We start from the raw sequence: 26,421 nt of genomic DNA, 5'->3' as shown, positions 1-26,421 counted from the left end.
TAAGGGGTTTCTACGTCGTACTCGAGAGCTGGAACCCCGAGCCAAACTGGGGGAGCAGAACTTTCATGAACAAGCGGGAACTCGTCGACGCCATCGCAGATCGGGTGGGCGACAAGAAGACGGCCACCGAGGCCGTGAACGCGATCATCGACGCCGTGCAGAAGGCGGTCGCAAGCGGAGACAAGGTCTCGATCACGGGCTTCGGCGCGTTCGAGATGGTCCACAAGCCGGCGCGGACTGCCAGGAACCCGTCGACCGGTGCCGAGATCAAGGTCGCCGAGAGCTGGGGACCCAAGTTCCGCCCGGGCTCCGACTTCAAGGAGCTCGTGAACATCGGCGGCAAGAAGGCAGCCAAGAAGAAGTAAACGCCAAAAGAAGAACGCCCGGGCCGCATTCGGCCCGGGCGTTCTTCTTTTTCGTACGGCAAGCCACCCCACCACCACCCGCCGCACAGGGCGGGCCTCCATCCAGGGAGACGCTCCTCCGGCGATCCGGGCCGGCCGCCGTTACGCCGCACGGAACCCGGCCTCGCCGTAACGGAAATCAATCAGGCACGGGAAACGTGGAAAGCGTGATGTAGGTGATCCGGCCCTCGGAGGAGGTGACCAGATTCACCCGCTGGCCGGAGCGCAGCAACAGCAGCGGCCCCGCGTCGAAGGCGCTCGTCGGGAACTCGAGCACCGTCCCGTCGTCGAGGAAGACCGTGCCCGATCGGGTGGCCGGATCGAAGGTGCGTACCGTGGCCTGCACGTCGACCAGCGTAAACGCTTTGTCCGATCACGGCCACAGCAGCCTGACCACCTCGGCCGTGTGCGGGCCGAGCCCGAGCGCGAGGGCCGCCCGCAGGTCGTCCGGGGTGTCCACGTCGCGCCTGACCGACTCGATGCCCTCCGGGTTCAGCTCCTTGGCGCCGCCGGCCAGGTGCTTGGCCCGCGACTCGCCGCCGAACCTGGGCGTGAACGGGATCCCGTCCTGCACGCCGTAGAACGTGGTGCCGACGCCCTGCGCGTCCGGCACGAACGCCTGGTCGTAGTCGGCCGCGGCCGCCAGGGCGACGGCCAGCTCGGCGGACCTCAGGGCCGGCAGGTCCGCCTGGAGCGCGCCGATCGGCCCGCCGTGCCGTACGGCGTGCGCGGCGCCCGTGCGCAGGGCGGTGTTGAGCCCTCGGTCGGGGTCGTGCACCACCTCGGCCCCGAGCCCCGCCAGCGGGCCCGCGGCGGCCGGATCCGAGGTGACCACGATTACCCGCGCCACCAGTGGGCAGGAGAGCGCGGCCGAGACGGTGTCGGAGGCGACGGCCACGGCCAGCCGCGTCCGGTAGGGCCCGGTGGCGGCGGCCAGCCGTGTCTTCGCCGCGACCAGCGTCTTCACCGGGATGACCACGGACCAGCGGTTGCTCATAGGCTTAAGCATCCCGCCTCGACATCCCACGCGGCCAACCGGGAGACTTGGGCGCACACACCACGCGTTGGAGGAGAGCATGAGCCGCCCCGAGAGACCCTCGCGTTTCTGGGAGTATTTCGCCGTAGTGGTGGTGAGACCGCTCTCCTGGCTCCTCATCAAGAAGGACTGGCGGCACGGCGAGCGGATCCCGCGCAAGGGCGGAGTGATCATCGCGGTCAACCACCTGTCCTGGACCGACCCCGTCCTGATCTCCCACTTCCTCTACAACAACGGGCGCTGGCCGGTCATCCTGGCCAAGGCCGGCCTGTTCAAGGTGCCGCTCCTGGGCAGGGCGGTGCGCGGGCTGCTGGCGATCCCCGTCTTCCGCGGCAGCAGCGAGGCGGTCAAGTCGCTGAACGAGTCGGAGCAGCGCCTGCGCGACGGCGGCGCGATCCTGTTCTACCCGGAGGGCACCTGCACCAGGGATCCCGAGCTGTGGCCGATGGTCGGCAAGACCGGCGCGGCCAGGCTGGCACTGGAGAGCGGCGCCCCGGTCATCCCCGTCGCCCACTGGGGCGCACAGGAGCTGCTGCCCTACGGCGAGAAGAAACCCAGGCTGTTCCCCCGCAAGACCTTCCACGTCAGCGTGGGGCCGCCGGTCGACCTGTCCAAGTACGCGGGCAGTCCGCCGCACGCCGACGTCCTGCGCGAGGCCACGGCCGACATCATGGCCGCGATCACCGAGCAACTGGCCGAGCTGCGCGGCAAGAAAGCCCCCGAATCCCCCTACGACCCCTCGAGGCAGTGATCCCATGACCAAGGCGGCCGTGTTCGGAACCGGTCCCTGGGGGACCACGTTCGGCATGATCCTCGCCGAGGCGGGCAACGACACGATCATCTGGGGCCGCAGGCCTGAGATGGTCGAGGCGATCAACCGGGCCCACTCCAACATCGACTACCTGCCCGGAGTGGCGCTGCCCCCGTCGCTGCGCGCCACCAACGACCCGGCGGAGGCGCTCGACGGCGCCGACTTCATGGTCATCGCCGTCCCCGCCCAGTCGCTGCGGGACAACCTGGCGGCCTGGCGCGAGCACATCCCGCGCGAGGCCGTGCTCGTCAGCCTGATGAAGGGCATCGAGCTGGGCACGACCAAGCGGATGAGCGAGGTCATCATGGAGGTGGCCGACGTCCCCCAGGAGCGGGTCGCCGTCGTCTCCGGCCCCAACCTGGCCAAGGAGATCGCCCAGCGCCAGCCCGCCGCCACGGTCGTGGCCTGCACCGACGAGACGGTCGCCGCCAGGCTGCAGGCGGCCTGCCACCTGCCTCCCTGGTTCCGCCCCTACACCAACCCCGACGTCGTGGGCGTGGAGCTGGGTGGCGCGGTCAAGAACGTGATCGCGCTCGCCGTCGGCGTCTCTGCCGGCATGGGCATGGGCGACAACGTCAGCGCCATGCTGATCACCCGCGGCCTGGCCGAGATCTCCCGCCTGGGCGCCGCGCTCGGCGCCGACCCGCACACGTTCTCCGGCCTGGCCGGGATGGGCGACCTGGTGGCCACCTGCACCTCCCCGCTCTCGCGCAACCGCACGTTCGGCGACAAGCTGGGCCGCGGCATGCCGCTCGCGGAGCTGCTCGCCGGCACCAAGCAGCTGCCCGAGGGGGTCAAGTCCTGCGAGTCGGTCCTCGAGCTCGCGGGCAAGCACGGCGTCGAGATGCCGATCACCGAGGTCGTGGTCGGCGTCGTGCACGACGGCATGACGCCGAGCGAGGCCGGCATGCTGCTGATGTCCCGCTCACCCAAACCCGAACGGTACGGGGTGTGAGAGAGAACACGCGCTGCGTCCACCTGCCTGGCGAGGAACGGACCGCCGAGGGCTTCGCGGCCGCGGTGGCCTCGCTGGAGGGCGCCGCCGCCCCCGAGGACGTGGCGGGCCAGGCCTTCGCCTCCGGCCAGGCCGCGCTGACGGTGGCCATGCTGACGTTCCTGCGCGGCGGCACCCACGTCGTCGCGCCCGCGCCCGCGGCGGGGCTGCTGGCCAACGTGCTCGCCCGCTTCGGGGTGAGTGCCGACTTCGTCGACATGTCCGACCTGGAGCGGGTACGGCAGGCCGTCAAACCCACCACCAAGATCCTCTACGCGGAGACCCTCTCCGACCAGGTGGCCGACATCCGCAGCCTCTACCGGATCGCCCGCCAGGCCGGCGCGCTGCTCGTGATCGACTCCACGCTGGCCACCCCGATCGTGTGCCGCCCGCTGGAACACGGCGCCGACCTGGTCGTCCATTCGACAAGCGCGCTGCTCGGCGGCCATGACGGCTGCTCGGGCGGCGTGATCACCGGCCGCCCCGACCTGGTGAGCCGGCTGCGCCAGGTCTGCGCCGACCTCGGCGCGGGGCTGCCCGCGGGCGAGGCGGCCGAGCTGCGCAGGGGACTGCGGACGCTGCCGCTGCGGGTGCGGCGGATGTGCTCGACCGCGATGGTCTTCGCCGCGGCCGTGGCCAAGCACCCGGGCGTGCTCAGGGTCGGCTACCCGGGCCTGACCGACCACCCAGGACACCTGATGGCCAGGCGGCTGTTCGACTCCGGCCCGGAGGGCACCAGATTCGGCACGTGCGTGAGCCTCACGCCGCGCGGCGACCCGTACTCCCTGGTCAAGGCGCTCACCCTGGTGAGTCAGGGACCCATCTGCGGGCCGTACAGTACGGCGGAGGTAAGAGACGGGCGGGTGCGCTTTTCGGTCGGTTTGGAAGACGCGGAGGATCTGATCACGGACGTCACGCGCGCTCTTGAGTACATTGGGGTCACATGAGCAAGCCACGTGTCGCCGTCGTTTTCGGAGGTCGCAATTCCGAGCATGCCGTGTCCCTGATGGGGGCGGGCAGCGTGCTGGAGGCGATCGACAGGGACAAGTACGAAGTGATCCCGATCGGGATCGCGCAGGACGGCAGGTGGGTGCTGGCCGCCGGCGACCAGCGCTTCGCGATCGAGGGCGGCGAGCTGCCCGAGGTCGACGCGACCGGCGCGGCGCTCGCGCTGCCCACGGGCGGCAGCTCGCTCGTCGCCTACGACCCCGGCAGCATCCCCGTCGAGCTGGGCTCCGTCGACGTGGTGTTCCCCGTGATGCACGGCGCGTTCGCCGAGGACGGCACGATCCAGGGCCTGCTGGAGATGGCCGGCGTCCGCTACGTCGGCTCCGGCGTGCTGGCCAGCGCCGTCGGCATGGACAAGGCCCACATGAAGACCGTCATGGCCGCCGCGGGCCTGCCGATCGACCGCTACCTGGTGGTCCGTGACCGCGACTGGCGGCTCGACCGCGCCCGGGTGCTCAAGGAGGCCGAGGACCTGGGCTGGCCGGTGTTCGTCAAGCCCGCCAGGGCCGGCTCCTCGCAGGGCATCTCCAAGGCGCACGACCGTGCCTCGCTGGAGGCGGCCGTGGAGCTGGCCCGCGAGCACGACCCGAAGGTGCTGATCGAGGCCGCGATCATCGGCAGGGAGATCGAGTGCGCGGTCCTGGAGTCGCTGGGTGACGAGCCGCCCGCCGCCTCCATGCCCGGCGAGGTGAAGGTCGAGGGCGGGCAGGACTTCTTCGACTTCGAGGCCAAGTACTACCCGGACCAGATGTCGCTCACGGTCCCCGCCGACCTGCCCGAGGAGGTGGCCGAGCAGCTGCGGGCGATGGCGGTGCGGGCCTTCGAGGCGCTGGAGTGCGAGGGCCTGTCGCGGGTCGACTTCTTCTACACGCCCGAGGGAAAGCTGATCTTCAACGAGATCAACACGATGCCCGGGTTCACCTCGCTGTCGGTGGCGCCGCAGCTGTGGGCCGCCTCCGGGCTGTCCTACCCGCAGCTCGTCGACAGGCTCGTCCAGCTGGCGCTGCGCAGGTCACCCGGACTTCGGTGAGACCTGGGCGATCGGGCCCGACAGGTCGGCGAGCACGCTCGGCGCGGAGTGCGTGCCGGCGATCGTGACCTCCACGTAGAGGGGCGCGGCGACCGCGGTGAACAGCGTGGGCTTGTCGGGATCGGCGAACCAGCCCACGCTGTCGATCTCCTGGAGCTGGTCGGTGGGCTGCATCCTGGCGGGGCGGGGCACGCCGCAGCGCAGTGCGATGTCCGCCTCGCCCCAGACGGCCACGTAGGGCGACTCGGGGCTGGAGGTGCCCCGCTGGGCGCCGTCGAGCGTCTTGGGGAGCCGGCTCGACAGGCGCTGACAGGCCGCCACTGCCTCGCCCTGCGGGGTCGGCGGCGCCACCTGGACGGCGCCGCCGCATCCGGCGAGGGCGAGCAGGACGATCAGGACGGCAGCGGCGCGCATGGAGACTCTCAGATGTGGACGATGGGACACGTCAGCGTGCGTGTGATCCCCTCCACGGCCTGGATCTGCGCGACGACGAGCTTGCCGAGTTCGTCCACGTTGCGCGCCTCGGCGCGCACGATCACGTCGTACGGACCGGTGACGTCCTCGGCCTGCGTGACCCCGGGGATCCCGGAGATCTCGTGGGCCACGTTCGCGGCCTTGCCGACCTCGGTCTGAATAAGGATGTAGGCCTGCACCATTACGTCCTCCCGGGCGATTGGATCACGCCGAAGGGCCACCGTACCGTTTCGGGCTGATGAGCGGCCAGATGACCTGGTACCCCCGTGCATGATCCAGCATACGGAGTGGCTAGCGTGAGGTGACTCTGGGAGGTGTGCCATCACGGTCGGGGAACTCGGCGAGTTCGGCGCCGTCGCGCGGATCGCCGGTCGGCTGCCGCAGGGAGAGGCCGTGCTGCTCGGGCCCGGTGACGACGCGGCGATCGTGCGGGCCGCCGACGGGCGGGTGGTGGTCTCCACCGACCTGCTGATCGAGGGGCGGCACTTCCGCCGCGACTGGTCGGGCGGCTACGACGTGGGGCGCAAGGCGGCCGCGCAGAACCTGGCCGACGTGGCGGCGATGGGCGCCGTCCCGACGTCGCTGGTGGTGGGGCTCGGCATGCCCGCCTCGCTGCCGGTGGACTGGCTGGACGCGCTGACCGAAGGGTTCCGCGACGAGTGCGCCGTGGTGGGGGCCAGTGTCGCCGGTGGTGACGTGACCAGGTGCGATCTGGTGGTGCTCGGGGTGACCGCGCTCGGCTCGCTCGACGGGCGCGACCCGGTGACCCGCTCGGGCGCCAGGCCGGGGCAGGTCGTGGCCGTGACGGGCAGGCTCGGGTACGCGGCCGCCGGGCTGGCGCTGCTCGAGGCGGGCTGGACGCCTGACTCCAGGCCCGGCGGGCTGGCCGGGCCACGGCTGCTGAGGGAGGCCGTGGACGGGCACCGGCGGCCCCGCCCGCCGTACGCGAGCGGACCCGAGGCCGCGCTGCTGGGGGCGAGCGCCATGCTCGACGTGAGCGACGGGCTGGTGCAGGACCTGGGGCATGTGGCCGAGGCGAGCGGGGTGCGGATCACGCTGGACCCGGCGGCGTTCGAGGTGGCCGCGCCCGTCGCGGCGGCGGCCGCGGAACTCGGGGGCGATCCGCTGGAGTGGGTGCTCACGGGCGGGGACGATCACGCGCTGGCCGCGGTGTTCCCCGCGGAGGTACGGCTGCCGCCGGAGTGGACGATCATCGGCTCGGTCACGGAGGGTGACGGTGTGAGCGTGCTCGGCAGAGAATCGGGGCCCGGAGGCTGGGACCACTTCCGCTGATTTGTCCGGATTTACGTAAAATTCTGTGTGACTCCGGTGAATGCTGTGACAAAGGCGTAGTAAAGGTGTTATGAAGAGTGGCGGCCACTGTAACCGGCAGAAAGGGCAGCCATGGGCCGCCACGGCACAGGTGGATCCGAAGACGCGGATGAACGGGGGATGGGCAGCGGCGACGACGCGACCTGGTCCCAGGATCGTATAGACAGCAGCCCCTTCTGGGGATCGGACGAGCCGCCCGGCTGGCCGGCGCCACCTGATCAGATCGAGGTGACCGGGCAGTGGAGGCCCGCGCCGGAGCGAAACCCCGCCGAGGCCGCGGGCTCTTTCGCGTCGGAGCCGATCGAGAAGACCGGGGCCTTCCTGCCGCCCACGCAGGGAGAGCCGTTCGAGACCACCGGCGCCTTCACGCCCCCTCCCGGAGCCTTCGACCCACCCGGGGCCTTCACGCCCCCTCCGAACGCCTTCGAACCTCCTGGGGCCTTCACGCCCCCTCCGAACGCCTTCGAACCTCCTGGGGCCTTCACGCCCCCTCCTGACGCCTTCACCGCGCCTCCCGGAGCCTTCGAGCCCGGCGCGAGGCCGTCGTCACCCGCCCCGGATGCCTTTGGCGTGCCCGGGGCCGAGCCGTTCGAGACCACGGGCGCCTTCACGCGGCCGCCGCTCGACGACACCCAGGGCATCGGCTCCTTCGACGGATACGGTCCCGGGTCGCCCGACGCCACCGCTGTTTACGGCGCGCCGCCCGCGCCCGGGGATGTCAGGGTGGCCGGGAACCCCACGATGGTGAACGCGCCCACCCCCGCGTGGGCCGACGCCTCCGACACCGGCCTCCTCCAACCCGGCGAAACGGGCTTCCTCGGCGAGGGCTGGTCCGGCGAGGAGCTCCCGCCCGAGGAGCCGTCAGGACGGCGTCGCGGGCGCCGCAGGCCGCCGGGCCGCGACTCGGTGGACGCCCCGCCGAACGGCCGGGGCAAGGTGGCGCTGCTGTCGGTCGCCGCCGTGGCGGTCGTGCTCGGCGGCACCGTGGCCGGGGTGAAGCTGATGGGCTCCTCCGGCGACCTGGCGAAGTGTCCGGGCGGCAAGTGCGCCGCCGTGCAGGCCTCCAACCAGCCGGGGCCGCTGGCGTCCACATCCGCCCCCGTGGAGGACTCCAGCTCGCCGAGCGAGGAGCCGACCGAGGCGGAGTCCGACTCGCCGGAACCCACGACGCCCACGGGCACGCACGTGCCCCGCCGTACTCAGGGGCCTCAGGCCACGCCGACGCCCACCGCCACCAAGAAGGTCAAGGTGAAGACGTCGGCGACGCCGACGCGCAGGCCGACGGAGCAGGACACGCTCACCCCGACGGACACCCCGTCGGACGACAGCCCGACCAGCACCGACGCGCCGACGGCCACCACCTCGAGCGACACGGGCGGCTTCCCGACCGGCAATCCGACGTCGACCACGCAGGCCAACGCGGGCTCGGTGAACCTCACCTACAACGTCGTGCGGCGCGGGCTGATCGGGTACACGGCCAAGCTGAGCGTCGCCAACTCGGCCTCGAACGCGCTGGCCTCGGCCACCGTGTCGATCCCGCTGGCGGGCAAGGTGCTGGACGTCAAGGGCGCCGACTGGAGCCAGGACGGCGACCTGCTCATCCTGGATGTGTCGAGCACGCTGGCGGCGGGGGACTCGATCGACGTCACGATCGACGCCACGGGGTCTTCCGCGGTGCCGCAGACCTGCGGACTGGTGGGCGGAAACTGCTCCATCACCTGATTTGATGGAGACATGACGGTTTCCACCCCACCCCTTGTGCTGACCGTCGCCGGGTCGGACTCCGGCGGCGGGGCGGGCATCCAGGCGGACCTCAAGACCATGCTCGCCAACGGCGTGCACGGCATGAGCGTCATCGCCGCGGTCACGGCGCAGAACTCGCTCGGCGTGCAGGGCTACTGGGAACTGCCGCCCGAGGCGGTGCGCGCGCAGCTCGACTCCGTGCTGGGCGACATCGGCGCGCAGGCCATCAAGACGGGCATGCTCGCCTCCTCGGGGCTGGTCGAGATCGTGGCCGAGGTCATCGGCGCCTACGGGGCGCCCTCGGTGATCGACCCCGTCGGGGTCTCCAAGCACGGCGACTCCCTGCTGGCGCCGTCCGCGGTGGACACGATCAGGACCAGGCTGCTGCCCGTCGCGACGGTCGTCACGCCCAACCTGTGGGAGGTCGAGCAGCTCACCTCGGTCAAGGTCGAGGAGGAATCCGACCTGCGGCGGGCCGCGGAGGCCGTCCTGGAGTTCGGCCCCCGCTGGGCTCTCATCAAGGGCGGTCACCTGCCGGGCGACCCGGTGGACCTGCTCACGGACGGGGAGTCGGAGTACTTCTTCCGCGCGGAACGCCTCGACAACCGCCACACCCACGGGACGGGCTGCACCCTGGCCTCGGCCATCGCCTCCCACCTCGCCCTGGGCTCCTCGGTGCCGGACGCGGTCGGCAAGGCCAAGGAGTACGTCACCGGCGCCATCGCCCGCGGCTTCCCCCTCGGCGCCGGCATCGGCCCCGTGGACCACGCCTGGCGCTGGCGCCCGTAACCTGCTTTCCCAGGCTTTCTCCTGTACGGGTCGGCCGCCCCACCGGCCGCCCGCCGCACCTCGGCTGAGGGCCCGTGACCGGCGCTTCCGGCGAGTCGATGACACTTGCCCGCCGCCACGGCGCCCGTGATCGTGGCACCCCGGAAGGGCGTACGGCGTGATCGTGGCGCGCCGCACCGCGCGCCGGGTCGGCGGGACGCTGTGCGGGTGAGCTTCGGCACGCGGTCAACGGCGAGCGACGCGCAAAGACGTACGGCGGGTGGGAATGACGAAAGCCCGGCGCTCGGGGAGCGGCGGGCTTCGTGGAGAAAGCGGTGTGGGCTAGCGGGTGACCTTGCCTGCCTTGATGCAGGAGGTGCACACGTTCAGCTTCTTCGGCGTGCCGCCGATGACCGCGCGGACCGTCTGGATGTTGGGGTTCCAACGACGACGGGTGCGGCGGTGCGAGTGAGACACGTTGTTGCCGAAGGTCGGGCCCTTGCGGCAGACATCGCAGACGGAAGCCACGGTATCGCTCCTTAGAAACAGTCGATGTAGCCCTGTCGCTGATGTTTTCCTGGCGGAGGGCATGCCGGGACAACCGGCCAGCCAGACGAGGATATCTGATCCGCAGCACTGCGTGCGAACTCGTCCAGCACGAACAGGGATATTCTCCACCATAAAGTCGGGAGGTCGGAGCACACAGATGCAGGTACTCGACCCGCCCGCGGTTCGCCGCTGGGCCCGGCTGGCCGCCGACGCGCTCGGCAGGGCCAGAGCCGAGATCGACGCTCTGAACGTCTTCCCCGTCGCCGACGGCGACACCGGCACCAACTTGCACCTGACCATGCTGTCCGCGGCCGAGGCCGTCGAGGCGCTGCCCGAGGACGTCGACGCCGCCGTGACGTGGCAGACGCTCTCCTACGGCGCGCTGGTCGGCGCGCGCGGCAACTCGGGGGTCATCGTCAGCCAGGCGCTGCGCGGGCTGGCCGAGGTGCTCAAGGACGGTCCCGACCTGCGGGCAGGGCTGCGGCGGGCCGCCGCGCTTGCCAGGGAGGCGGTGGCGCGGCCGGTGGAGGGCACCGTGCTGAGCGTGCTGACCGCGGCGGCGGGAGCCGTACAGGAGCTCGACGGCGACCTGGAGGAGGTCGCGCGGCGGGCGGCCGGTGAGGCGCGAGAGGCGCTGCGGCGCACGCCCGGCCAGCTCGACGTGCTGGCCCGCAGCGGCGTCGTCGACGCGGGCGGCGCGGGGCTGGCGATCGTGCTCGAGTCGCTGGCCGAGGTGATCACCGACTCCTACAGCGACCGCTACGACGTGCCCGCGCCCACCGCGCGGGTGTCGCCGATGACCGAGGTGGGCGCGGGGTACGAGGTGATGTACCTGCTCGACGCCGAGGACGGAGCGGTGGCCAGGCTGCGCGAGGAGCTCGACTCGATGGGCGACTCGCTGGTCGTGGTGGGCGGCGGCGGCCTGTGGAACGTGCACGTGCACGTGGGGGAGGCCGGCCCGGCGATCGAGGCGGGCATGCGGGCCGGGCGGCCGCACCGGATCAGGGTGACCTACCTGGCCGAACGCACCCACCGCGGCAACGCGGGCCGTGGCGTGGTCGCGGTCGCGGCTGGGGACGGGATCGCGGCGCTGTTCGAGGAGAGCGGGGCCGTGGTGGTGCGCAGGGCTCCCGGCTCGCGCCCGTCGCTGCCCACGATGCTGGCCGCGATCAGGGAGGCTGGCAGCGAGGTCGCCGTGCTGCCCAACGACGAGGGCGCGGGTTCGGTGGCCTCCGCCGCGGCGGAGATCGCCCGCGAGGACGGCGTCGTGGTCAGCGTGCTGCCCACGAAGGCCACCGTGCAGGGTTTGGCGGCGCTCGCCGTACACGATCCGTTGAGGCGGTTCGACGATGACGTGGTGGCGATGACCGACGCCGCCGGGCATACCCGGTACGGCCATCTCACCGTCGCCGACCGCGAGGCCGTCACCAGCGCGGGCCTGTGCTGCCCCGGCGACGTGCTCGGGCTGATCGACGGCGACGTCGCCGTGATCGGCTCGTCGCTGGAGGACGTCGCCACGATGATCGTGGACAGGATGGTGGCGGGCGGCGGCGAGCTGGTGACCCTGGTCACGGGCATCGACGCTCCGGTACGGCTGGCGCCGCACGTCGAGGAGCACCTGGCACGCGTCAGACCCGACGTCGACCTCGTCGTCTACCAGGGAGAGCAGGGCGGCTACCCGCTGCTCATCGGCGTCGAATGATTCCTGTCGGTAATAGGCGGTAGAACATAGGACCGTGAGCCGATTCGACGAGCCGCTTACCAAGGCGCTCGACCCGAAGACCGCCAAGCTGCTGCACGGTGTGCTCGGCCTGGAGACGGTCGGCGACCTGCTGCGTCACTACCCGCGCCGCTACGCCGAGCGCGGCGAGCTGACCGCGCTCGACGCGCTGGAGGTCGACGAGCACGTCACCGTGGTGGGCGAGGTCTCCAGGCTGATGCGCAAACCCATGCGCAACCGCGGCGGCACCTGGCTCGAGGTCGAGGTCGTCGACGGCAACCGCAACAAGATCTACCTGTCGTTCTTCGGCAAGGGCTCCCACGTGGCCGAGACGCGGCTCAAGCCGGGCAGGCGCGGCATGTTCGCCGGCAAGGTCGGCGTGTTCGGCTCCCGGTCGCATCCGCGCTGGCAGATGGCGCATCCCGAGTTCGAGCTGTTCGAGGAGAACGAGTCCAGCGCGCAGGAGTTCGCCACGGCGCCCGTGCCGATCTATCCCGCGGGCAAGGACCTGACGCCGTGGGCGATCCGGCGCGCGATCGGCATCGTGCTCGACACGCTCGGCCCGCTTGAGGATCCGCTGCCCGCCGAGCTGCGGGCCCGCCACCGGCTCGACGGGCTGGCCGAGTCGCTGGTGTCCATCCACAGGCCCAAGGACTTCGCCGAGGTCAACAGGGCCCGCCAGCGGCTGAAGTTCGACGAGGCGTTCGTGCTGCAGGCCGTACTGCTGCAGCGCAGGGCGGCGGCCGTGGCCTGGCCGGCCAAGCCCTTCCCGCGCAAGGACGGCGGCATGCTGGCCGACTTCGACGCCCGCCTGCCGTTCTCGCTGACCGAGGGCCAGGCCCAGGTGGGGGAGGAGGTCGCGGCCGACCTGGCGCTTGCGCACCCGATGCACCGGCTGCTCCAGGGCGAGGTCGGCGCCGGCAAGACCGTGGTGGCGCTGCGCGCGATGCTCCAGGTGGCCGACGCGGGCGGCCAGGCGGCGCTGCTCGCCCCGACCGAGGTGCTCGCCCAGCAGCACCACCGCTCGATCACGACGATGCTCGGCGACCTGGCCCAGGGCGGCATGTTCGGCGGCACCGCGGTCACGCTGCTGACCGGCTCGATGGGCGCGGCCGCTCGCCGCGCGGCCCTGCTCGACGCCGCATCCGGTACGGCGGGCATCGTGGTCGGCACCCACGCGCTGCTCCAGGAGCATGTCCAGTTCGCCGATCTGGGGCTCGTGGTCGTGGACGAGCAGCACCGTTTCGGCGTGGAGCAGCGCGACGCGCTGCGCGAGAAGGTGACCGGCGGGCGCCCGCACGTGCTGGTGATGACCGCCACGCCGATCCCGCGCACGGTCGCCATGACGGTGTTCGGCGACCTCGAGGTCTCCACGCTCGCGCAGCTGCCGTCCGGGCGGGCCCCGATCACCACCCACGTCGTGCCCGCCGCCGAGAAGCCGCACTACCTGGAGCGCACCTGGGAACGCGTGCGCGAGGAGGTCGGGCTCGGCCGCCAGGCCTACATCGTCTGCCCCCGGATCGGCGACACCGAGGGGGACGAGGGAGACCTGACGCCCGCCGACGACGACCGGCGCCCGCCGCTGGCCGTGCTCGACGTGGCCGAGATGCTGGCCGACGGGCCGCTGCACGGGCTGCGGCTGGCGGTGCTGCACGGCAAGCTGCCGCCGGAGGAGAAGGACGCCATCATGCGGGCCTTCACCAAGGGCGAGGTCGACGTGCTCATCGCCACCACGGTCATCGAGGTCGGCGTGGACGTGCGCAACGCCTCCGTCATGATCATCATGGACGCCGACCGGTTCGGGGTGTCGCAGCTCCACCAGCTCCGCGGGCGCGTCGGGCGGGGTGGGCTGCCCGGGCTGTGCCTGCTGGTGTCGGAGTTCGCCGAGGGCACGCCCGCCCGGGCGCGACTGGACGCGGTGGCGGCCACGCTCGACGGCTTCGAACTGTCGCGGGTGGACCTGGAGCAGCGGCGTGAAGGCGACGTGCTGGGGGCGGCGCAGTCGGGCAAGCGCTCGTCCCTCAAGCTCCTCCAACTCCTCCGCGACGAGGACGTCATCGAAACTGCCCGCGACGAGGCCTCCGCCCTGCTGGCCGTGGATCCGGCCCTCGAGTCCCACCCCGCCCTACGCGCCGAAATCACCCGCCTCCTGGCCGACGAGAAGGCCGACTACCTCGAAAAAACCTGACCCGCTCGCCGGGACGCAGCCGAGCGTTCGGGGTGCCCGCCGCGCGCCCGCCGGGTCGGGCGCCGTTGGATGCGCGCCGACGCTCGCCGCACACCGTCTCGCCGACCCGGCGCGTGGACGCGTGGCGCGGGACACCCTCTCGCCAGACCCGGCGCGCGGATGAGGCGGGGGAGCGGGGCCGGGGGGCCACGGTTTCGGGTGTTGTGGCGGTGGGGAGTGGCGTCGGCTCGCCGGAAGCGCCGGGCGGGGGCCCTCAGCCGGAGTGTGGCGGGCGGTCGGTGGGGTGGCCTACGTACAGAAGAAGAAAGTCCTGAAAGGCCGGGAGAGAAGTTATAGGGCCCAGCCGCGGGGGCGGCCTCCCCCCGAATGCCGCCCCCGGCTGGGCCCACCCTCGGGTCAGGTGCCGAGGGAACCGGCGTGCGGAAGGGCTCACGATCACGCCGGTCGGCCTCCTTCTGGGTCACCTCGAAGGCCGCAGTCATCATCATGCTGATGAGCCCACCCGATGTGAACGACCCTTGCGCAGTCGAGGCCGACACTTGTCCACTCTTGACCTGCGGCAACATGCGGAACAATGGTCCCTATGACTCGGATCATCGCGGGCGCTGCAGGTGGGCGTCGGCTGGCCGTCCCGTCGGGGCGCGGCACCCGGCCGACCAGCGACAGAGCGCGTGAAGGGCTCTTCTTGACCCTCGACTCGCTGCACGGCCTGCGGCAGGCCCGGGTGATGGATCTGTACGCGGGTTCGGGGGCCGTGGGGCTCGAGGCGCTGTCGCGCGGGGCCGCCCACGCGCTGCTGGTCGAGTCGGACCCCAGGGCGGTGCGCACGATCAAGGCGAACGTCCAGTCGCTGGGCCTCCCCGGGGCCGAGGTGGTGGCCGACCGGGTGGAGCGCGTGCTCGCGAGGGGGCCGCAGGAGCCGTACGACATCGTGTTCGCCGACCCGCCCTATGTCGTCTCCAACGAGGAGGTGGTCGCGGTGCTGGAGGCGCTGAGGGACAACGGGTGGCTGGCGGAGGACGCGCTCGTCGCCTTTGAACGCGAGACCAGGGGGAAAGCCCTGGAGTGGCCCGAAGGGTACATCGAGGAGAGGGTCCGTAGATATGGCGAAGCGTCCGTTTGGTACGGTCGCGCCGCCGGGAACTCGTAGACCTGGGGAGGCGTAGTGCGCCGCGTTGTCTGTCCGGGGTCGTTCGACCCCATCACCAACGGCCATCTCGACATCATCGGCCGGGCTGCCCGGCTCTACGACGAGGTGACCGTCGCGGTACTGATCAATGTCGAGAAGAGCAGCCTGTTCACCGTCGACGAGCGCGTCGACATCCTGCAGACCGTGACCAAGGACTACGACAACGTCAAGGTGGAGAAGTTCCACGGGCTGCTGGTGGACTTCTGCCGTCACAACAACATCCCCGCGATCGTCAAGGGGATCAGGGTCGTCAGCGACTTCGACTACGAGCTGCAGATGGCGCAGCTCAACTACCGGCTGTCGGGCGTGGAGACGCTCTTCATGCCGACGAACCCCGAGTACTCCTTCCTGTCCTCCAGCCGGGTAAAGGAGATCGCCCGGTATGGTGGTGATGTGTCCGGCCTGGTCCCCGACCTGGTCCATAAGCTTCTGATCGAGCGGCTCAGAGGTTGACGCGAGCCTGGTATCCTTTCATTTCGGCCTTGTACGACGGCGATCATTTCGCCATGCCTAGCGAGAGCAGATGACTCAGCACCTCGACCCCCGTTCCCCGTGGGTGATCTCCACTCATGACCTGGGGAGGCGGCCCGGCTCGATGCGGCGGATGTCCCTGTCCCTCCCGGCACCGGTGAATCTCGGCGTCGACATGATCGGTGTCCCCAAGGACGCCGAAGTCGAGCTCGAGCTCCGGCTCGAAGCAGTGATGGAAGGCGTGCTCGTCTCGGGCACGGCGCAGGCCCCGCTGGCCGGGGAGTGCGCGCGGTGCCTTGACCAGGTCACCTCGGACATCGAGGTCGACCTTCAGGAGCTGTTCTTCTACTCCGACGAGGACGCCTCGGAGGAGGATTCACTGCTCGACGGTGAGCTTCTCGACCTCGAGCCGACGTTCCGCGACGCGGTGGTGCTCGCACTGCCGTTGAGCCCGGTCTGCCAAGACGGCTGCCAGGGGCTCTGCACGGAATGCGGGATCAAGCTGGCCGAGGCCGGCCCCGATCACCGGCACGAGAAGATCGACGCTCGCTGGGCGTCGTTGCAAGGTCTGATTACCGAGAACGATAACGATCAGGAGAAGTGACGTGGCCGTCCCGAAGCGAAAGATGTCGCGGAGCAACACCCGCGCCCGTCGCTCCCAGTGGAAGACGACTGCTGTCGCCCTGGTGAGCTGCCCCCAGTGCCGTTCGCCCAAGCAGCCGCACATCGCGTGCCCGACCTGCGGCACCTACAACCGCCGCCAGGTCATCGAGCCGTCCGCCTGATCCGAGAGCTCCATCGACGCACCTGGAAGGGTCGCGTTCGGGGGAGAGCGATCTGAGTTGACGTGATGCCGACCGGGTGCGAATGTGCCCCGGTCGGCGTTACCGTCTCAGATGCGTGCGGTGGCGGTAGGCCCGCGGCCGTGGTGGACGCCGGGGCAAGGCATTCCCCGACGCCCACCACGTTTTCGGGCATCTTCCGCAGCCATCGCGCCATGTGAAGATGTCCGAGGAGGAACACGTGGGCGCAGGTCCCAAGCCGGTGGCCGTGGAGGTCGCCAGACAAGAGCTCGACAAGGTGCTGGACGTCCAGCTCGACTCCGACATTCTCGAGCGAGCCCTGACACACCGCTCGTACGCCTACGAGAACGGTGGCCTGCCCACCAACGAGCGCCTGGAGTTCCTCGGCGACTCGGTGCTGGGCCTGGTCGTCACCGACACGCTCTACCGCAACCACCCCGACCTGCCCGAGGGCCAGCTGGCCAAGCTGCGGGCCGCGGTGGTCAACATGCGCGCGCTGGCCGACGTGGCCAGAGGGCTGGGCCTCGGCCGGTTCCTGCGGCTCGGCAGGGGCGAGGAGGGCACCGGCGGGCGCGACAAGTCCTCGATCCTGGCCGACACGCTGGAGGCGCTGATCGGCGCGATCTACGTGGACAAGGGCCTCGACGAGGCGTTCCGCGTCGTCCACGTGCTCTTCGACCCGCTGATCGAGCGGTCGGCCTCGCTGGGCGCCGGGCTCGACTGGAAGACCTCGCTGCAGGAGCTCACCGCCTCCGAGGCGCTCGGCGTGCCCGAGTACCACGTCGAGGAGAGCGGCCCCGACCACGCCAAGTCGTTCACCGCCGAGGTGCGGGTGGGCGGCGAGTCGTACGGGTCTGGCACGGGCCGCAGCAAGAAGGAGGCCGAGCAGCAGGCGGCCGAGGCGGCCTGGACCCGCATCAGGGCCCGCCGCGAGCAGCGCGAGAGCCAGCCGGCCGGCTAGCGTGCCCGAGCTGCCAGAGGTCGAGGTCGTCCGCCGGGGCCTGGCCGAGTGGGTCGCAGGGCGGGAGATCGCCGCGGCCGAGGTGTTCCACCCGCGCGCGATCAGGCGCCACGAGCCTGGCGCGGACGAGTTCGCCGCCCGGCTGAAGGGCCGCGTGATCCAGGAGGCCAGGCGCCGCGGCAAGTACCTGTGGCTGCCGCTCGGCCCCGACGACGCGCTCCTGGCCCACCTGGGCATGAGCGGCCAGTTGCTGGTCGTCCAGTCCGACTCTCCGCTGGAGAAGCACCTGCGGGTACGGCTGACCTTCGCCGACGGCGGTCCCGACCTGCGCTTCATCGACCAGCGCACGTTCGGCCACGTGATGCTGACCCGGATGGTCGACGGGGTGCCAGAGCCGATCGCGCACATCGCCCCCGACCCGTTCGAGGACGCCTTCGACGACGAGGTCTTCGCGCTGAGGCTGCGGGCCAAGCACACCGAGATCAAGCGGGCCCTGCTCGACCAGTCGCTGATCAGCGGCGTCGGCAACATCTACGCCGACGAGGCGCTGTGGCTGGCCAAGCTGCACTGGGCCCGCCCCACCCACACGCTGACCAGGCCGAAGATCGCCGAACTGCTGGCCGGTGTCCGCCAGGTCATGAGCGCCGCCCTCCAGCAGGGCGGCACCTCATTCGACAGCCTCTACGTCAACGTCAACGGCGAGAGCGGCTACTTCGAACGCTCCCTCGAGGTGTACGGCAGGCGCGACCTGCCGTGCTCGCGCTGCGGCACCCCGATCAAGCGGGAGGCGTTCATGAACCGCTCGTCCTACTTCTGCCCGCGATGCCAGCGAAAGCCGCGGTGAGCAGGGCCAGCACCGCGCCCACCCACATCACCGCCGAGGCGGACGCCCCGTCCAGGACCCGGCCGCCCACGAACGAGCCGAGCGAGACCGACACGTTGAACGCGCTGACGAACGCCGCCGTCGCCAGCTCGCGCCCGCCCGCCTGCATGATCCACAGCTGCAGGGCCACGCCCACCCCGCCGTAGGCCAGGCCCCAGACGGCCAGCGGCACCAGCGGGGTCACCAGCAGCGCCAGCGCCGCGGCGGCCAGCCCGATCAGCAGCGCCCGCACGACCAGCGCGGCCCCTGGACGCCGGGCGGTCATCCCGCTGCCGGCGAAGTTGCCCACCACGCCCGCCGCGCCGAACAGCAGCAGCGCGGTGCCCACGAGCGCGGGACCCGCGTGCGAGACCTGCTCCAGGAAGGGCCGCAGGTAGGTGTAGGCGGAGAAGTGCCCGGTGATCACCAGCACGGTGATGGCGAGCAGCACCTTGATGCGTCCGGTCAGCGGCTCCCGCGCGGCGCCCGCCTCGTCACCCGGCATCACCGGCAGCGCTCGCGACAGCACGGCGAACACGACCAGGGCCAGCCCCGCCACGATCAGGAACGCCGCCCGCCAGCCCGCATACGTGGCCAGGAACGTGCTCGCGGGCACGCCGAGCACCAGCGCCACGGACACCCCGCTCATGATCACCGAGGTGGCCCGCCCCACGGCCTGACCGGGCACCAGCCGCGGCGCCAGCCCGGAGGCGAAGGCCCAGAAACCGCCGATGCTCACGCCGGTCAGCAGCCTGGCCGCCAGCATCACGGGAAAGTTCGGCGCGATCCCCGACAGGAGGTTGGCCAGCACCAGCAACGCCATCATCGCCAGCAGCGGGATCCGCCGGTCCAGCCGCCGCGTGGCGATCGCCAGCACGGGCGCGGAAACGGCGGCCACCAATCCGGGCACCGACACCATCAGGCCCGCCGTACCGTCGGACACCGAGAGATCGGCGGCGATCGAGGTCAGCAGGCCGACGGGCAGCATCTCGCTGGTCACGACGGCGAAGGTGCCCACCGCCACCGAGCTCACCGCCAGCCAGCGTGTCCGCACCGGGGAAACAGTCAAAGTCGTCATGCGGCTCAGCCTGCTCCCGGGCCCCTCGGGGAACAATGACGAGATCCGAAGGCTTGGTTTAGGTGGGCTAAGCGATCGGCGCGGAGGCGGGCATGGAGTTCAGGGAGCTGGAGTGCTTCGTGGTACTCAGCGAGGAATTGCACTTCGCGCGGGCGGCCGAGCGGCTCTACCTGTCGCCGGGGCGGGTCAGCCAGCTCATCGCCGCGCTCGAGGCCAGGATAGGCGGGCGCCTGCTGGAGCGGACCAGCAGGCGGGTGCGGCTGACCAAGCTCGGCGAGAGCTTCCTGGCCGACCTGCGGCCCGCCTACGACGGCCTGGCCCAGGCCGTGGTCAGGGCGAAGTCGGCCGCCCGCGAGGTGACGGGCCTGCTGCGGGTCGGGTTCCTGGCCACGCCGACGGACCTGGTCACGGGCAGCGTGCGGCGCTTCGAGGAACTGTATCCGGGCAGCGCGGTGGAGCTGGTGGAGATCCCGCTGTCGGATCCCTTCAGCAAACTGCGGGCACGCCAGGTGGACGTGGTGTTCACGCTGCTGCCCGTGGAGGAGTCCGACCTGGTGACCGGTGCGGGGCTGAACCGCGAGCCGATGCGGCTGGGCCTCTCGGCGCGGCACCCGCTGGCCGCCCGGCGCGTCATCGACGCCGAGGAGCTGGCCTCGCTGGCGCTGATCGGGCTGGACGAGCCCGCCCCCCGTCGCTGGCGCGAACACATCGCCCCCGCCACCACCCCGTCCGGCCTGCCGATCGCTCTGGCGGGTACGGTGGCCACCAGCCAGGAGGGCCTGACCCAGGTCGCGCTCAACCGGGGCGCGATGCTGATCTGCACGCCCACGGCCGTCCACCACGCCCGTCCCGACGTGACCTTCGTGCCGGTCACCGGACTTCCCGACTCGGTGCTCGGTCTGGCTTGGCTTAAATCTTCGGAAACGGTCGCCATCCGAGCCTTCAACGATGCGGCGGAACGCCACTCGGTGCAGGTCGCGGGCCCCCATCTGGCCGCGTAAATATTACGCACGGTAACGGGAAATGAAATGCTGGAGAACGCGGAAAAAGCAAGATTGACGGCCTGGGTGAGGGGTCGCGTGCAGGGGGTCGGCTTCCGCTGGTGGACCCGTGCGCGGGCGCTCGAGCTCGGTCTGAGCGGCTATGCGCGCAACACCGCCGACGGCCGGGTCGAGATCGTGGCCGAGGGGACCCGGGAGGCCTGCGTCAAGCTCCTCGAGCAGCTCAGGGGTTGCGACACGCCCGGCCGAGTCGATGGAGTAGTGGAACGTTGGAGTGAACCCCGAGGTAGTTTGATCGGTTTTGTAGAGAGATGAGACTTCCGCTAAACCCCCCAAATAGGGTATATTTGTATGTCGGGAGTGCCCACCAGTAGGTCTATGCGGTGCGTTCGACTTGACCGCCCTCACTGCCGGTGCGACTCTTGTTAGGTACCACGCGCACCCCTCCCGCGGAACAGAAGTGCGCGAACCAGTCTGGTCACTCAGCGTGGAGGACCCTTTACCATGGCGAAGGCTCTACTCGGCCACGTCGGCGGTCCTGACCCTCGAATGGTCTCGGAGATGCGCCGTCTGCAGCAGCGTATTCGCGACCTGGAGGCAGAACTTATCCGACTCCAGGCCCAGAATGACGCTCTTGCAGCGCAGACCCGCGATGAGGCAATCAGCCGCATGCAGGAGCGCGAGCCGGCACTCACCTGAGTGATCGGAGCGCACCATCCAGGGACGTCTCAGCGAGACGTCCCTTGTCATTTGTCCAGACATATCGCGATATGAGGTGATCTGGGCAGACTCTCGGACCCCCGACCTGTCATTTGCCTGCGCATCGACTGTCGCGCCGCACACGGGGCAGTGAGGACCAGTAGGCTTTCCCGAAGCTGATTTCAGGGAGAAGGGGGTCCGCGCTTGTATTTGAAGACCCTCACCCTGCGCGGCTTCAAGTCCTTCGCCTCCGCCACCGCCCTGCGGTTCGAGCCGGGCATCACCTGTGTCGTCGGCCCCAACGGCTCGGGCAAGTCCAACGTCGTCGACGCCCTGGCCTGGGTCATGGGCGAGCACAGCGCCAAGTCGCTGCGCGGCGGCAAGATGGAGGACGTCATCTTCGCCGGCACCTCGAGCAGGCCGCCGCTCGGCCGCGCCGAGGTGACGCTGACCATCGACAACTCCGACGGCGCGCTGCCGATCGACTACACCGAGGTCACGATCAGCCGCCTGATGTTCAGGAGCGGCCAGAGCGAGTACGCCATCAACGGCGACACCTGCCGCCTGCTCGACATCCAGGAGCTGCTGTCCGACTCGGGCATCGGCCGCGAGATGCACGTCATCGTCGGCCAGGGCCAGCTCGACGCCGTGCTCCACGCGGGCCCCGAGGATCGCCGCGCCTTCATCGAGGAGGCCGCCGGCGTGCTCAAGCACCGCAAGCGCAAGGAGAAGGCGCTGCGGAAGCTGGACGCCATGCAGGCCAACCTGACCCGCGTCCAGGACCTGGCCACCGAGCTGCGCCGCCAGCTCAAGCCGCTGGGCCGCCAGGCGGAGATCGCCCGCAAGGCCGCCGTCATCCAGGCCGACCTGCGCGACGCGCGGCTGCGCCTGCTGGCCGACGACGTGTGCATCCTGCGGGCCACGCTGGAGCGGGAGGCCGCCGACGAGGCCGCCGTGCTGGCCCGCCGTACCCAGGTCGAGACCGAGCTGGCCGAGGGCCAGCAGCGCGAGGCGGTGCTCGAGCAGGCCGAGGGCGAGGCGCAGCCGAGGCTGAGCGCCGCACAGGAGACCTTCTTCCGGCTGTCGTCGCTGCGCGAGCGCATCACCGGCCTGGAGCAGCTGGCCGTCGAGCGGCACCGGCACGCGCTCGACGCGGCCGCCATCGAGCGGCGCGGGCGCGACCCGGAGGAGCTGGAGCGCGAGGCCGAGGGGGTCCGCGAGCAGGAGGCCGTCCTGCGCGCCGAGCTTGAGCGGGCCGAGGAACTGCTCGAGGAGGCCGTGCAGCGGCGCGCCGAGGCCGAGGCCGAGCTGAGCGCCGAGGAGCAGCGCCTGGCGCTGGCCGCGCGTGCCGCCGCCGACCGCCGCGAGGGGCTGGCCAAGCTGCGCGGCCAGGTCGACTCCGTACGCAGCAGGTCCCGCGCGGCCGAGGAGGAGATCGGCCGCCTCACCCAGGCCATGCAGGACGCCGAGCAGCGCGAACGGCAGGCCCGCGAGGACCTGGAGACCCAGGAGCGCGAGGAGCCGGCCGTCGATCCCGCCCTCGCCGAGGAGCTGGCGACCGCCCAGGCGGCCGTGGAGGAGGCACGCGCCGTCGCCGACGAGGCCCGCGCCGCGGTCGAGGACGCCAAGTCCGCCCTGGACGCTCCCCGCGCGGCCTTCCAGGGGGCGAAATCCTCCGTCGGTACGGCTCGCGCCGCCGACCAGGAGGCGCAGCGCGCCGTGGCCGCACTCCAGGCCCGCTGTGACGCCCTGGAACTCGGCCTGTCCAAGGGCGACGGAGCCGCCGCCCTGCAGGCCGCCGGGCCGGCCGGGATTCTCGGGCCGCTCGCGGCCTCACTGCAGGTGTCGCCGGGCGCCGAGCTGGCCATCGCCGCCGTGCTCGGTCCCGTGGCGGACGCTGTCGCCGTCAAGTCGGTTGACAGCGCCGTCGAGGCCCTGGAGCTGCTGCGCGCCGAGGAGGCGGGGCAGGCGACGCTGCTGATCGCCGGTGACAGGGCAGAGGGCGCCGGCCGGCGCGACCGTAAGGTGCCCGCCCGGGCCGAGTGGGCGACCGATCTGGTCACCGTGCCCGACCACCTGCGGTCCGCCCTCGACCGCGTGCTGGGCGACGTCGTCGTCGTGGACACCCTCGAGGCCGCGAGAGGCGTCGTGGAGGAGCACGCCGACCTCCGGGCCGTCACCAGGGACGGGGACATCGTCGGGACCCACCTGGCCAGCGGAGGCGCCACCGGCGGCACCTCCGTCCTCCAGGTCAGGGCGGCCCTGGACGAGGCGGTCGCCGATCTCGAGGCTGCCGAGGAGCGGGTGGCCGAGACCACCGAGAGCCTGGAGCAGGCCGTACAGGCGGAGCTGGAAGCCCAGGCGGCGGTGGAGGCGGCCCAGGCGCACGTCAGCGAGGTGCAGACGGCCGTCAACACCGCGCAGCAGGGCGTCAGCGCCGCCCAGGGCGTCCTTGACCAGGTCAGGGCGAAGCAGCGCGAGGCCGACCAGCGCAACGCCGCCGCCGCCAAGCGCCTGGCCCAGCTCGAGGCCGCCGCGGGCGCCGCCAAGGCCGAGGCGGAACGCCTGGCCAGGAGCGTCCAGTCGGCCGAGGAGGCCCGTGAGGAGGGCCTGGCGGAGCTGGCCGAGCTGGAGATCCGGCTGGCCGAGGCTGAATACGCGGGCGAGCTTGAGGCGGAGCCCACCACCGATACCCGCGACGAACTGGCGACGCAGGCCGAGACGCAGCGCCAGCGCGAGATGGAGACCCGCCTGGCGGTCCGCACGGCGGAGGAACGGGCCAAGGGCATCGAGGGCCGCGCCGACGGCCTGATGAGAGCCGCCGAGCGGGAGCGCCAGGAGCGCGCCCAGGCGGCCGCTCAGCGGGCCAGGCGCAGGCAGCAGGCCGCACTGTCGGAAGCGGTCGCCAAGGGCGCCAAGCAGGTCCTGGCCAGGCTGGCCGAGTCGATCAAGCTGGCGGCCAGCGAGCGCGACGAGGCCGACCTGGCCAGGGTGGCGGTCGACGCCGAGCTCAAGCAGGTCCGCGTGCACGTGCGCGAGCTGAGCCAGGAGCTGGACAAGCTGGTCAACCGGGTGCACGGCAGCGAGGTGGCGCGCACCGAGCAGCGCATGCGACTGGAGCAGCTCGAGCAGCGGGCCATGGACGAGTTCGGCGTCGAGGCCGAGGCGCTGGTGTCCGAGTACGGTCCCGACGTGCCCGTGGCGGGTGAGCCGGCCGTGCCGTACGTCAGGGAGGAGCAGGAGAAGCGGGCCAGGGCCGCCGAGCGGCAGATGAACCAGCTCGGCAAGGTCAACCCGCTGGCCCTGGAGGAGTTCGCGGCGCTGGAGGAGCGGCACGCCTTCCTCAACAGCCAGCTGGAGGACCTGAAGAAGACCAGGCGCGACCTGATGACCGTGGTCAAGGAGGTCGACGACCGGGTGGAGCAGATGTTCGCCTCCGCCTACGAGGACGTGGCGCGCGAGTTCGAGCAGATCTTCACCAGGGTCTTCCCCGGCGGCGACGGCAGGCTGGTGCTCACCCAGCCGGAAGACATGCTGACCACCGGCATCGAGGTGGAGGCGCGCCCGCCGGGCAAGAAGGTCAAGCGGCTCTCGCTGCTGTCGGGCGGCGAGCGGTCGCTGACGGCGGTGGCGTTCCTGATCTCCATCTTCAAGGCGCGGCCCTCGCCCTTCTACGTGATGGACGAGGTCGAGGCCGCCCTCGACGACACCAACACCCAGCGCCTGCTGACGCTGTTCGAGGAGTTGAGACAGAGCTCACAGCTCATCGTCATCACCCACAACAAGCGCACGATGGAGATCGCCGACGCCCTCTACGGCGTGTCCATGCGGGGAGACGGTGTCACCCAGGTGGTGAGCCAGCGCCTGCGCGAGCGGGTTTAGGCAGGATGGAGCAGAGGCCGCCATCTGGGAAACTGACATGGTGAGCCAGCCACCGCCGACAGGGAATCCTTGTGACTGACTATCTGGGCATCATCGTGATCGTCGTGCTCGTCGCCCTCGCGGCGGCGGGTGGTCTGTTCTACCTGTTCAGGCCCGGCCGCAAGGTCTCGCCGCCGCCGAAGGCCCCCGAGCTGCCCGAGGAGCGGCCGGCCGCCGCGGCGGGCGCCGAGGAGGAGGGCGAGGGCGCCGCGACCGCCACGGCGGTCAAACCGGCCGAACCCATGGTCAAGGCGCCCGAGGTCGAGGTGCCGCCGCCCTCGGCGGGCCGCATGGTCCGGCTGCGGTCCCGGCTGGCCCGTTCGCAGAGCGCGCTCGGCCGCGGCCTGCTCGAGCTGCTGTCCCGCGACCGTCTCGACGACGAGGTGTGGGACGAGATCGAGGAGAGCCTGATCACCGCGGACGTCGGCGTGGCGCCCACGCGGGTGATGGTCGACGACCTGAAGACCAAGGTCAAGGTGCTCGGCAGCCGCACCCCGCAGGAGGTGCGCGGCCTGCTGCGCGAGCAGCTGCTCGCGCAGATCGACCCCGAGCTCGACCGCACGCTGCACGTCAAGAAGCACGGTGAGCGGCCCGCCGTCGTGCTCGTCGTCGGCGTGAACGGCACCGGCAAGACCACCACCACGGGCAAGCTGGCCCGCTCGCTGGTCGGCGACGGCAAGACGGTCGTGCTCGGCGCGGCCGACACCTTCCGCGCCGCGGCGGCCGACCAGCTGCAGACCTGGGGCGAGCGGGTCGGCGCCGACGTCGTGCGCGGTCCCGAGGGCGGCGATCCCGCCTCGGTGGCCTTCGACGCCACGGCCAGGGGCATCGAGGAGAAGGTCGACGTCGTCATCGTCGACACCGCGGGCCGCCTGCACACCAAGACCGGCCTGATGGACGAGCTGGGCAAGGTCAAGCGCGTCATCGAGAAGAAGGCCACGGTCGACGAGGTGCTGCTCGTGCTCGACGCCACCACGGGTCAGAACGGCATGCGCCAGGCCCAGGTGTTCGCCGAGGTGGTGAACATCACAGGCATCGCGCTGACCAAACTCGACGGCACGGCCAAGGGCGGCATCGTCATCTCGGTGCAGCGTGAGCTGGGCGTGCCGGTGAAGCTGGTCGGCCTGGGTGAGGGCCCCGACGACCTGGCGCCGTTCGACCCCGAGGTCTTCGTCGACGCCATCCTCGGCGACTGATTCCGGACCCTCCGCGACCTCTGCGGCGTGTGTCCGTATGTATGTGGAAATATCCCTTACCGGGCCAAGTCTTGATCGAAGACTTTGACTCGTGTTCACATGAGTCGGTCGTCGGGACCGCTCCGAGCAAGACCCTCATGCGGCGGTCCCTTTCTGCGCGAACACGGAAGGGTGCGAATGAAG

27 protein-coding genes are annotated in these 26,421 nt (G+C 71.1%); 21 read left to right on the top strand and 6 right to left on the bottom strand.

The window, feature by feature from the left end; all coding sequences use genetic code 11:
- Positions 1 to 65: 65 nt before the first annotated feature.
- Positions 66 to 365: an HU family DNA-binding protein gene (locus tag KIK09_RS33055; RefSeq protein WP_214323325.1), complete on the top strand. Its 300-nt coding sequence runs from the start codon at positions 66 to 68 to the stop codon at positions 363 to 365.
- A gap of 178 nt (positions 366 to 543) precedes the next feature.
- Here KIK09_RS33055 and KIK09_RS33050 read toward each other — a convergent pair whose 3' ends face one another.
- Both KIK09_RS33050 and cofC read right to left on the bottom strand, forming a co-directional pair.
- On the bottom strand, positions 544 to 750 hold the full coding sequence (locus KIK09_RS33050) for a hypothetical protein (protein ID WP_214323324.1): 207 nt from the start codon (positions 748 to 750) through the stop codon (positions 544 to 546).
- A gap of 27 nt (positions 751 to 777) precedes the next feature.
- Positions 778 to 1,401 carry a 2-phospho-L-lactate guanylyltransferase gene (gene cofC / locus KIK09_RS33045; RefSeq protein WP_250574132.1) on the bottom strand — a complete coding sequence of 208 codons (624 nt, stop codon included), beginning with the start codon at positions 1,399 to 1,401 and terminating at the stop codon, positions 778 to 780.
- 79 nt (positions 1,402 to 1,480) lie between these two features.
- On the opposite strand from cofC, the gene KIK09_RS33040 reads away from it, so the two are divergent.
- From KIK09_RS33040 to KIK09_RS33025, 4 genes are read left to right on the top strand one after another with little or no spacing between them, the layout of a single operon-like run.
- Positions 1,481 to 2,191, top strand: a complete 711-nt coding sequence (locus KIK09_RS33040; protein WP_214323322.1) for a lysophospholipid acyltransferase family protein — start codon at positions 1,481 to 1,483, stop codon at positions 2,189 to 2,191.
- A 4-nt stretch (positions 2,192 to 2,195) separates the two neighbouring features.
- Complete coding sequence (locus KIK09_RS33035) at positions 2,196 to 3,206, top strand: NAD(P)H-dependent glycerol-3-phosphate dehydrogenase (RefSeq protein ID WP_214323321.1); 1,011 nt, start codon at positions 2,196 to 2,198, stop codon at positions 3,204 to 3,206.
- Positions 3,203 to 4,192, top strand: coding sequence for a trans-sulfuration enzyme family protein (locus tag KIK09_RS33030; protein WP_214323320.1), 990 nt, complete (start codon positions 3,203 to 3,205; stop codon positions 4,190 to 4,192). The genes KIK09_RS33035 and KIK09_RS33030 overlap by 4 nt, the downstream gene beginning before the upstream one ends.
- Entirely contained in the window at positions 4,189 to 5,283 is a 1,095-nt protein-coding gene (locus KIK09_RS33025) for a D-alanine--D-alanine ligase family protein (RefSeq protein ID WP_214323319.1), read from the top strand. The genes KIK09_RS33030 and KIK09_RS33025 overlap by 4 nt, the downstream gene beginning before the upstream one ends.
- On the opposite strand, the gene KIK09_RS33020 is transcribed toward KIK09_RS33025, so the two are convergent.
- Together KIK09_RS33020 and KIK09_RS33015 are read right to left on the bottom strand one after the other, a co-directional pair.
- The gene (locus tag KIK09_RS33020; protein ID WP_214323318.1) at positions 5,266 to 5,697 is read right to left on the bottom strand and encodes a DUF3515 domain-containing protein; all 432 of its coding nucleotides are present in this window, start codon (positions 5,695 to 5,697) and stop codon (positions 5,266 to 5,268) included. The genes KIK09_RS33025 and KIK09_RS33020 overlap by 18 nt on opposite strands.
- 8 nt (positions 5,698 to 5,705) lie before the next feature.
- Complete coding sequence (locus tag KIK09_RS33015; protein ID WP_214323317.1) at positions 5,706 to 5,939, bottom strand: Lrp/AsnC family transcriptional regulator; 234 nt, start codon at positions 5,937 to 5,939, stop codon at positions 5,706 to 5,708.
- Positions 5,940 to 6,078: 139 nt separating this feature from the next.
- Between KIK09_RS33015 and KIK09_RS33010 the strand changes: the two genes are divergently transcribed.
- The 3 genes from KIK09_RS33010 (at position 6,079) to thiD (ending at position 9,621) form a co-directional block, all read left to right on the top strand.
- A complete protein-coding gene (locus KIK09_RS33010; RefSeq protein WP_214323613.1) occupies positions 6,079 to 7,050 on the top strand; it encodes a thiamine-phosphate kinase in 972 nt (323 codons plus the stop codon).
- Positions 7,051 to 7,209: 159 nt separating this feature from the next.
- On the top strand, positions 7,210 to 8,811 hold the full coding sequence (locus KIK09_RS33005) for a hypothetical protein (RefSeq protein ID WP_214323316.1): 1,602 nt from the start codon (positions 7,210 to 7,212) through the stop codon (positions 8,809 to 8,811).
- A gap of 12 nt (positions 8,812 to 8,823) precedes the next feature.
- Positions 8,824 to 9,621 carry a bifunctional hydroxymethylpyrimidine kinase/phosphomethylpyrimidine kinase gene (gene thiD, locus KIK09_RS33000; RefSeq protein ID WP_214323315.1) on the top strand — a complete coding sequence of 266 codons (798 nt, stop codon included), beginning with the start codon at positions 8,824 to 8,826 and terminating at the stop codon, positions 9,619 to 9,621.
- A gap of 321 nt (positions 9,622 to 9,942) precedes the next feature.
- Here the strand turns inward: thiD and rpmB are convergent, their stop codons facing one another.
- Positions 9,943 to 10,128 (bottom strand): 50S ribosomal protein L28, encoded by a 186-nt coding sequence (gene rpmB, locus KIK09_RS32995; protein ID WP_049556934.1) that lies wholly within the window; start codon positions 10,126 to 10,128, stop codon positions 9,943 to 9,945.
- A gap of 178 nt (positions 10,129 to 10,306) precedes the next feature.
- Between rpmB and KIK09_RS32990 the strand changes: the two genes are divergently transcribed.
- The 8 genes from KIK09_RS32990 (at position 10,307) to mutM (ending at position 18,325) form a co-directional block, all read left to right on the top strand.
- On the top strand, positions 10,307 to 11,851 hold the full coding sequence (locus KIK09_RS32990; protein ID WP_214323314.1) for a DAK2 domain-containing protein: 1,545 nt from the start codon (positions 10,307 to 10,309) through the stop codon (positions 11,849 to 11,851).
- 34 nt (positions 11,852 to 11,885) lie between these two features.
- Positions 11,886 to 14,057: an ATP-dependent DNA helicase RecG gene (gene recG, locus KIK09_RS32985; protein WP_214323313.1), complete on the top strand. Its 2,172-nt coding sequence runs from the start codon at positions 11,886 to 11,888 to the stop codon at positions 14,055 to 14,057.
- A 583-nt stretch (positions 14,058 to 14,640) separates the two neighbouring features.
- Complete coding sequence (gene rsmD / locus KIK09_RS32980) at positions 14,641 to 15,207, top strand: 16S rRNA (guanine(966)-N(2))-methyltransferase RsmD (RefSeq protein ID WP_214323312.1); 567 nt, start codon at positions 14,641 to 14,643, stop codon at positions 15,205 to 15,207.
- A 15-nt stretch (positions 15,208 to 15,222) separates the two neighbouring features.
- A complete protein-coding gene (gene coaD, locus KIK09_RS32975; protein ID WP_214323311.1) occupies positions 15,223 to 15,699 on the top strand; it encodes a pantetheine-phosphate adenylyltransferase in 477 nt (158 codons plus the stop codon).
- A gap of 70 nt (positions 15,700 to 15,769) precedes the next feature.
- Complete coding sequence (locus KIK09_RS32970; RefSeq protein ID WP_214323310.1) at positions 15,770 to 16,321, top strand: YceD family protein; 552 nt, start codon at positions 15,770 to 15,772, stop codon at positions 16,319 to 16,321.
- A gap of 1 nt (position 16,322) precedes the next feature.
- Entirely contained in the window at positions 16,323 to 16,502 is a 180-nt protein-coding gene (gene rpmF, locus KIK09_RS32965; RefSeq protein ID WP_033409409.1) for a 50S ribosomal protein L32, read from the top strand.
- Positions 16,503 to 16,740: 238 nt separating this feature from the next.
- Positions 16,741 to 17,481, top strand: a complete 741-nt coding sequence (rnc, locus tag KIK09_RS32960) for a ribonuclease III (protein WP_372455707.1) — start codon at positions 16,741 to 16,743, stop codon at positions 17,479 to 17,481.
- 1 nt (position 17,482) lies between these two features.
- Entirely contained in the window at positions 17,483 to 18,325 is an 843-nt protein-coding gene (gene mutM, locus KIK09_RS32955) for a bifunctional DNA-formamidopyrimidine glycosylase/DNA-(apurinic or apyrimidinic site) lyase (RefSeq protein ID WP_214323309.1), read from the top strand.
- Here the strand turns inward: mutM and KIK09_RS32950 are convergent.
- Positions 18,273 to 19,421 (bottom strand): MFS transporter, encoded by a 1,149-nt coding sequence (locus KIK09_RS32950; protein ID WP_214323308.1) that lies wholly within the window; start codon positions 19,419 to 19,421, stop codon positions 18,273 to 18,275. The genes mutM and KIK09_RS32950 overlap by 53 nt on opposite strands.
- Before the next feature lie 92 nt (positions 19,422 to 19,513).
- Between KIK09_RS32950 and KIK09_RS32945 the strand changes: the two genes are divergently transcribed.
- The 5 genes from KIK09_RS32945 (at position 19,514) to ftsY (ending at position 26,238) form a co-directional block, all read left to right on the top strand.
- The gene (locus KIK09_RS32945; protein WP_214323307.1) at positions 19,514 to 20,422 is read left to right on the top strand and encodes a LysR family transcriptional regulator; all 909 of its coding nucleotides are present in this window, start codon (positions 19,514 to 19,516) and stop codon (positions 20,420 to 20,422) included.
- Positions 20,423 to 20,449: 27 nt separating this feature from the next.
- Positions 20,450 to 20,737: an acylphosphatase gene (locus KIK09_RS32940; RefSeq protein WP_214323306.1), complete on the top strand. Its 288-nt coding sequence runs from the start codon at positions 20,450 to 20,452 to the stop codon at positions 20,735 to 20,737.
- A gap of 189 nt (positions 20,738 to 20,926) precedes the next feature.
- Positions 20,927 to 21,121 carry a hypothetical protein gene (locus KIK09_RS32935; protein WP_049556952.1) on the top strand — a complete coding sequence of 65 codons (195 nt, stop codon included), beginning with the start codon at positions 20,927 to 20,929 and terminating at the stop codon, positions 21,119 to 21,121.
- Positions 21,122 to 21,325: 204 nt separating this feature from the next.
- Positions 21,326 to 25,003, top strand: a complete 3,678-nt coding sequence (smc, locus tag KIK09_RS32930) for a chromosome segregation protein SMC (RefSeq protein ID WP_214323305.1) — start codon at positions 21,326 to 21,328, stop codon at positions 25,001 to 25,003.
- A 71-nt stretch (positions 25,004 to 25,074) separates the two neighbouring features.
- On the top strand, positions 25,075 to 26,238 hold the full coding sequence (gene ftsY / locus KIK09_RS32925; RefSeq protein WP_214323304.1) for a signal recognition particle-docking protein FtsY: 1,164 nt from the start codon (positions 25,075 to 25,077) through the stop codon (positions 26,236 to 26,238).
- The last annotated feature ends 183 nt before the right edge of the window (positions 26,239 to 26,421 follow it).

Origin of the sequence: Nonomuraea sediminis, assembly GCF_018531495.1 — a bacterium.
Lineage (GTDB): Bacteria > Actinomycetota > Actinomycetes > Streptosporangiales > Streptosporangiaceae > Nonomuraea > Nonomuraea sediminis.
The sequence above is the reverse complement of the archived record's forward strand: the minus strand, read 5'-3'. Positions and strand labels throughout refer to the sequence as shown.

What these genes read in the sequence shown, in the direction of transcription:
- KIK09_RS32990 (WP_214323314.1), top strand. Translation starts at nt 10,307, where the DNA reads ATGCAGGTACTCGACCCGCCCGCGGTTCGCCGCTGGGCCCGGCTGGCC.
- KIK09_RS33055 (WP_214323325.1), top strand. Translation starts at nt 66, where the DNA reads ATGAACAAGCGGGAACTCGTCGACGCCATCGCAGATCGGGTGGGCGAC.
- rsmD (WP_214323312.1), top strand. Translation starts at nt 14,641, where the DNA reads ATGACTCGGATCATCGCGGGCGCTGCAGGTGGGCGTCGGCTGGCCGTC.
- KIK09_RS33015 (WP_214323317.1), bottom strand. Translation starts at nt 5,939, where the DNA reads ATGGTGCAGGCCTACATCCTTATTCAGACCGAGGTCGGCAAGGCCGCG.
- KIK09_RS32940 (WP_214323306.1), top strand. Translation starts at nt 20,450, where the DNA reads ATGCTGGAGAACGCGGAAAAAGCAAGATTGACGGCCTGGGTGAGGGGT.
- KIK09_RS32950 (WP_214323308.1), bottom strand. Translation starts at nt 19,421, where the DNA reads ATGACGACTTTGACTGTTTCCCCGGTGCGGACACGCTGGCTGGCGGTG.
- KIK09_RS33005 (WP_214323316.1), top strand. Translation starts at nt 7,210, where the DNA reads ATGGGCAGCGGCGACGACGCGACCTGGTCCCAGGATCGTATAGACAGC.
- KIK09_RS33035 (WP_214323321.1), top strand. Translation starts at nt 2,196, where the DNA reads ATGACCAAGGCGGCCGTGTTCGGAACCGGTCCCTGGGGGACCACGTTC.
- thiD (WP_214323315.1), top strand. Translation starts at nt 8,824, where the DNA reads ATGACGGTTTCCACCCCACCCCTTGTGCTGACCGTCGCCGGGTCGGAC.
- KIK09_RS32945 (WP_214323307.1), top strand. Translation starts at nt 19,514, where the DNA reads ATGGAGTTCAGGGAGCTGGAGTGCTTCGTGGTACTCAGCGAGGAATTG.
- KIK09_RS33040 (WP_214323322.1), top strand. Translation starts at nt 1,481, where the DNA reads ATGAGCCGCCCCGAGAGACCCTCGCGTTTCTGGGAGTATTTCGCCGTA.
- KIK09_RS33020 (WP_214323318.1), bottom strand. Translation starts at nt 5,697, where the DNA reads ATGCGCGCCGCTGCCGTCCTGATCGTCCTGCTCGCCCTCGCCGGATGC.
- cofC (WP_250574132.1), bottom strand. Translation starts at nt 1,401, where the DNA reads ATGAGCAACCGCTGGTCCGTGGTCATCCCGGTGAAGACGCTGGTCGCG.
- KIK09_RS32970 (WP_214323310.1), top strand. Translation starts at nt 15,770, where the DNA reads ATGACTCAGCACCTCGACCCCCGTTCCCCGTGGGTGATCTCCACTCAT.
- KIK09_RS32935 (WP_049556952.1), top strand. Translation starts at nt 20,927, where the DNA reads ATGGCGAAGGCTCTACTCGGCCACGTCGGCGGTCCTGACCCTCGAATG.
- KIK09_RS33025 (WP_214323319.1), top strand. Translation starts at nt 4,189, where the DNA reads ATGAGCAAGCCACGTGTCGCCGTCGTTTTCGGAGGTCGCAATTCCGAG.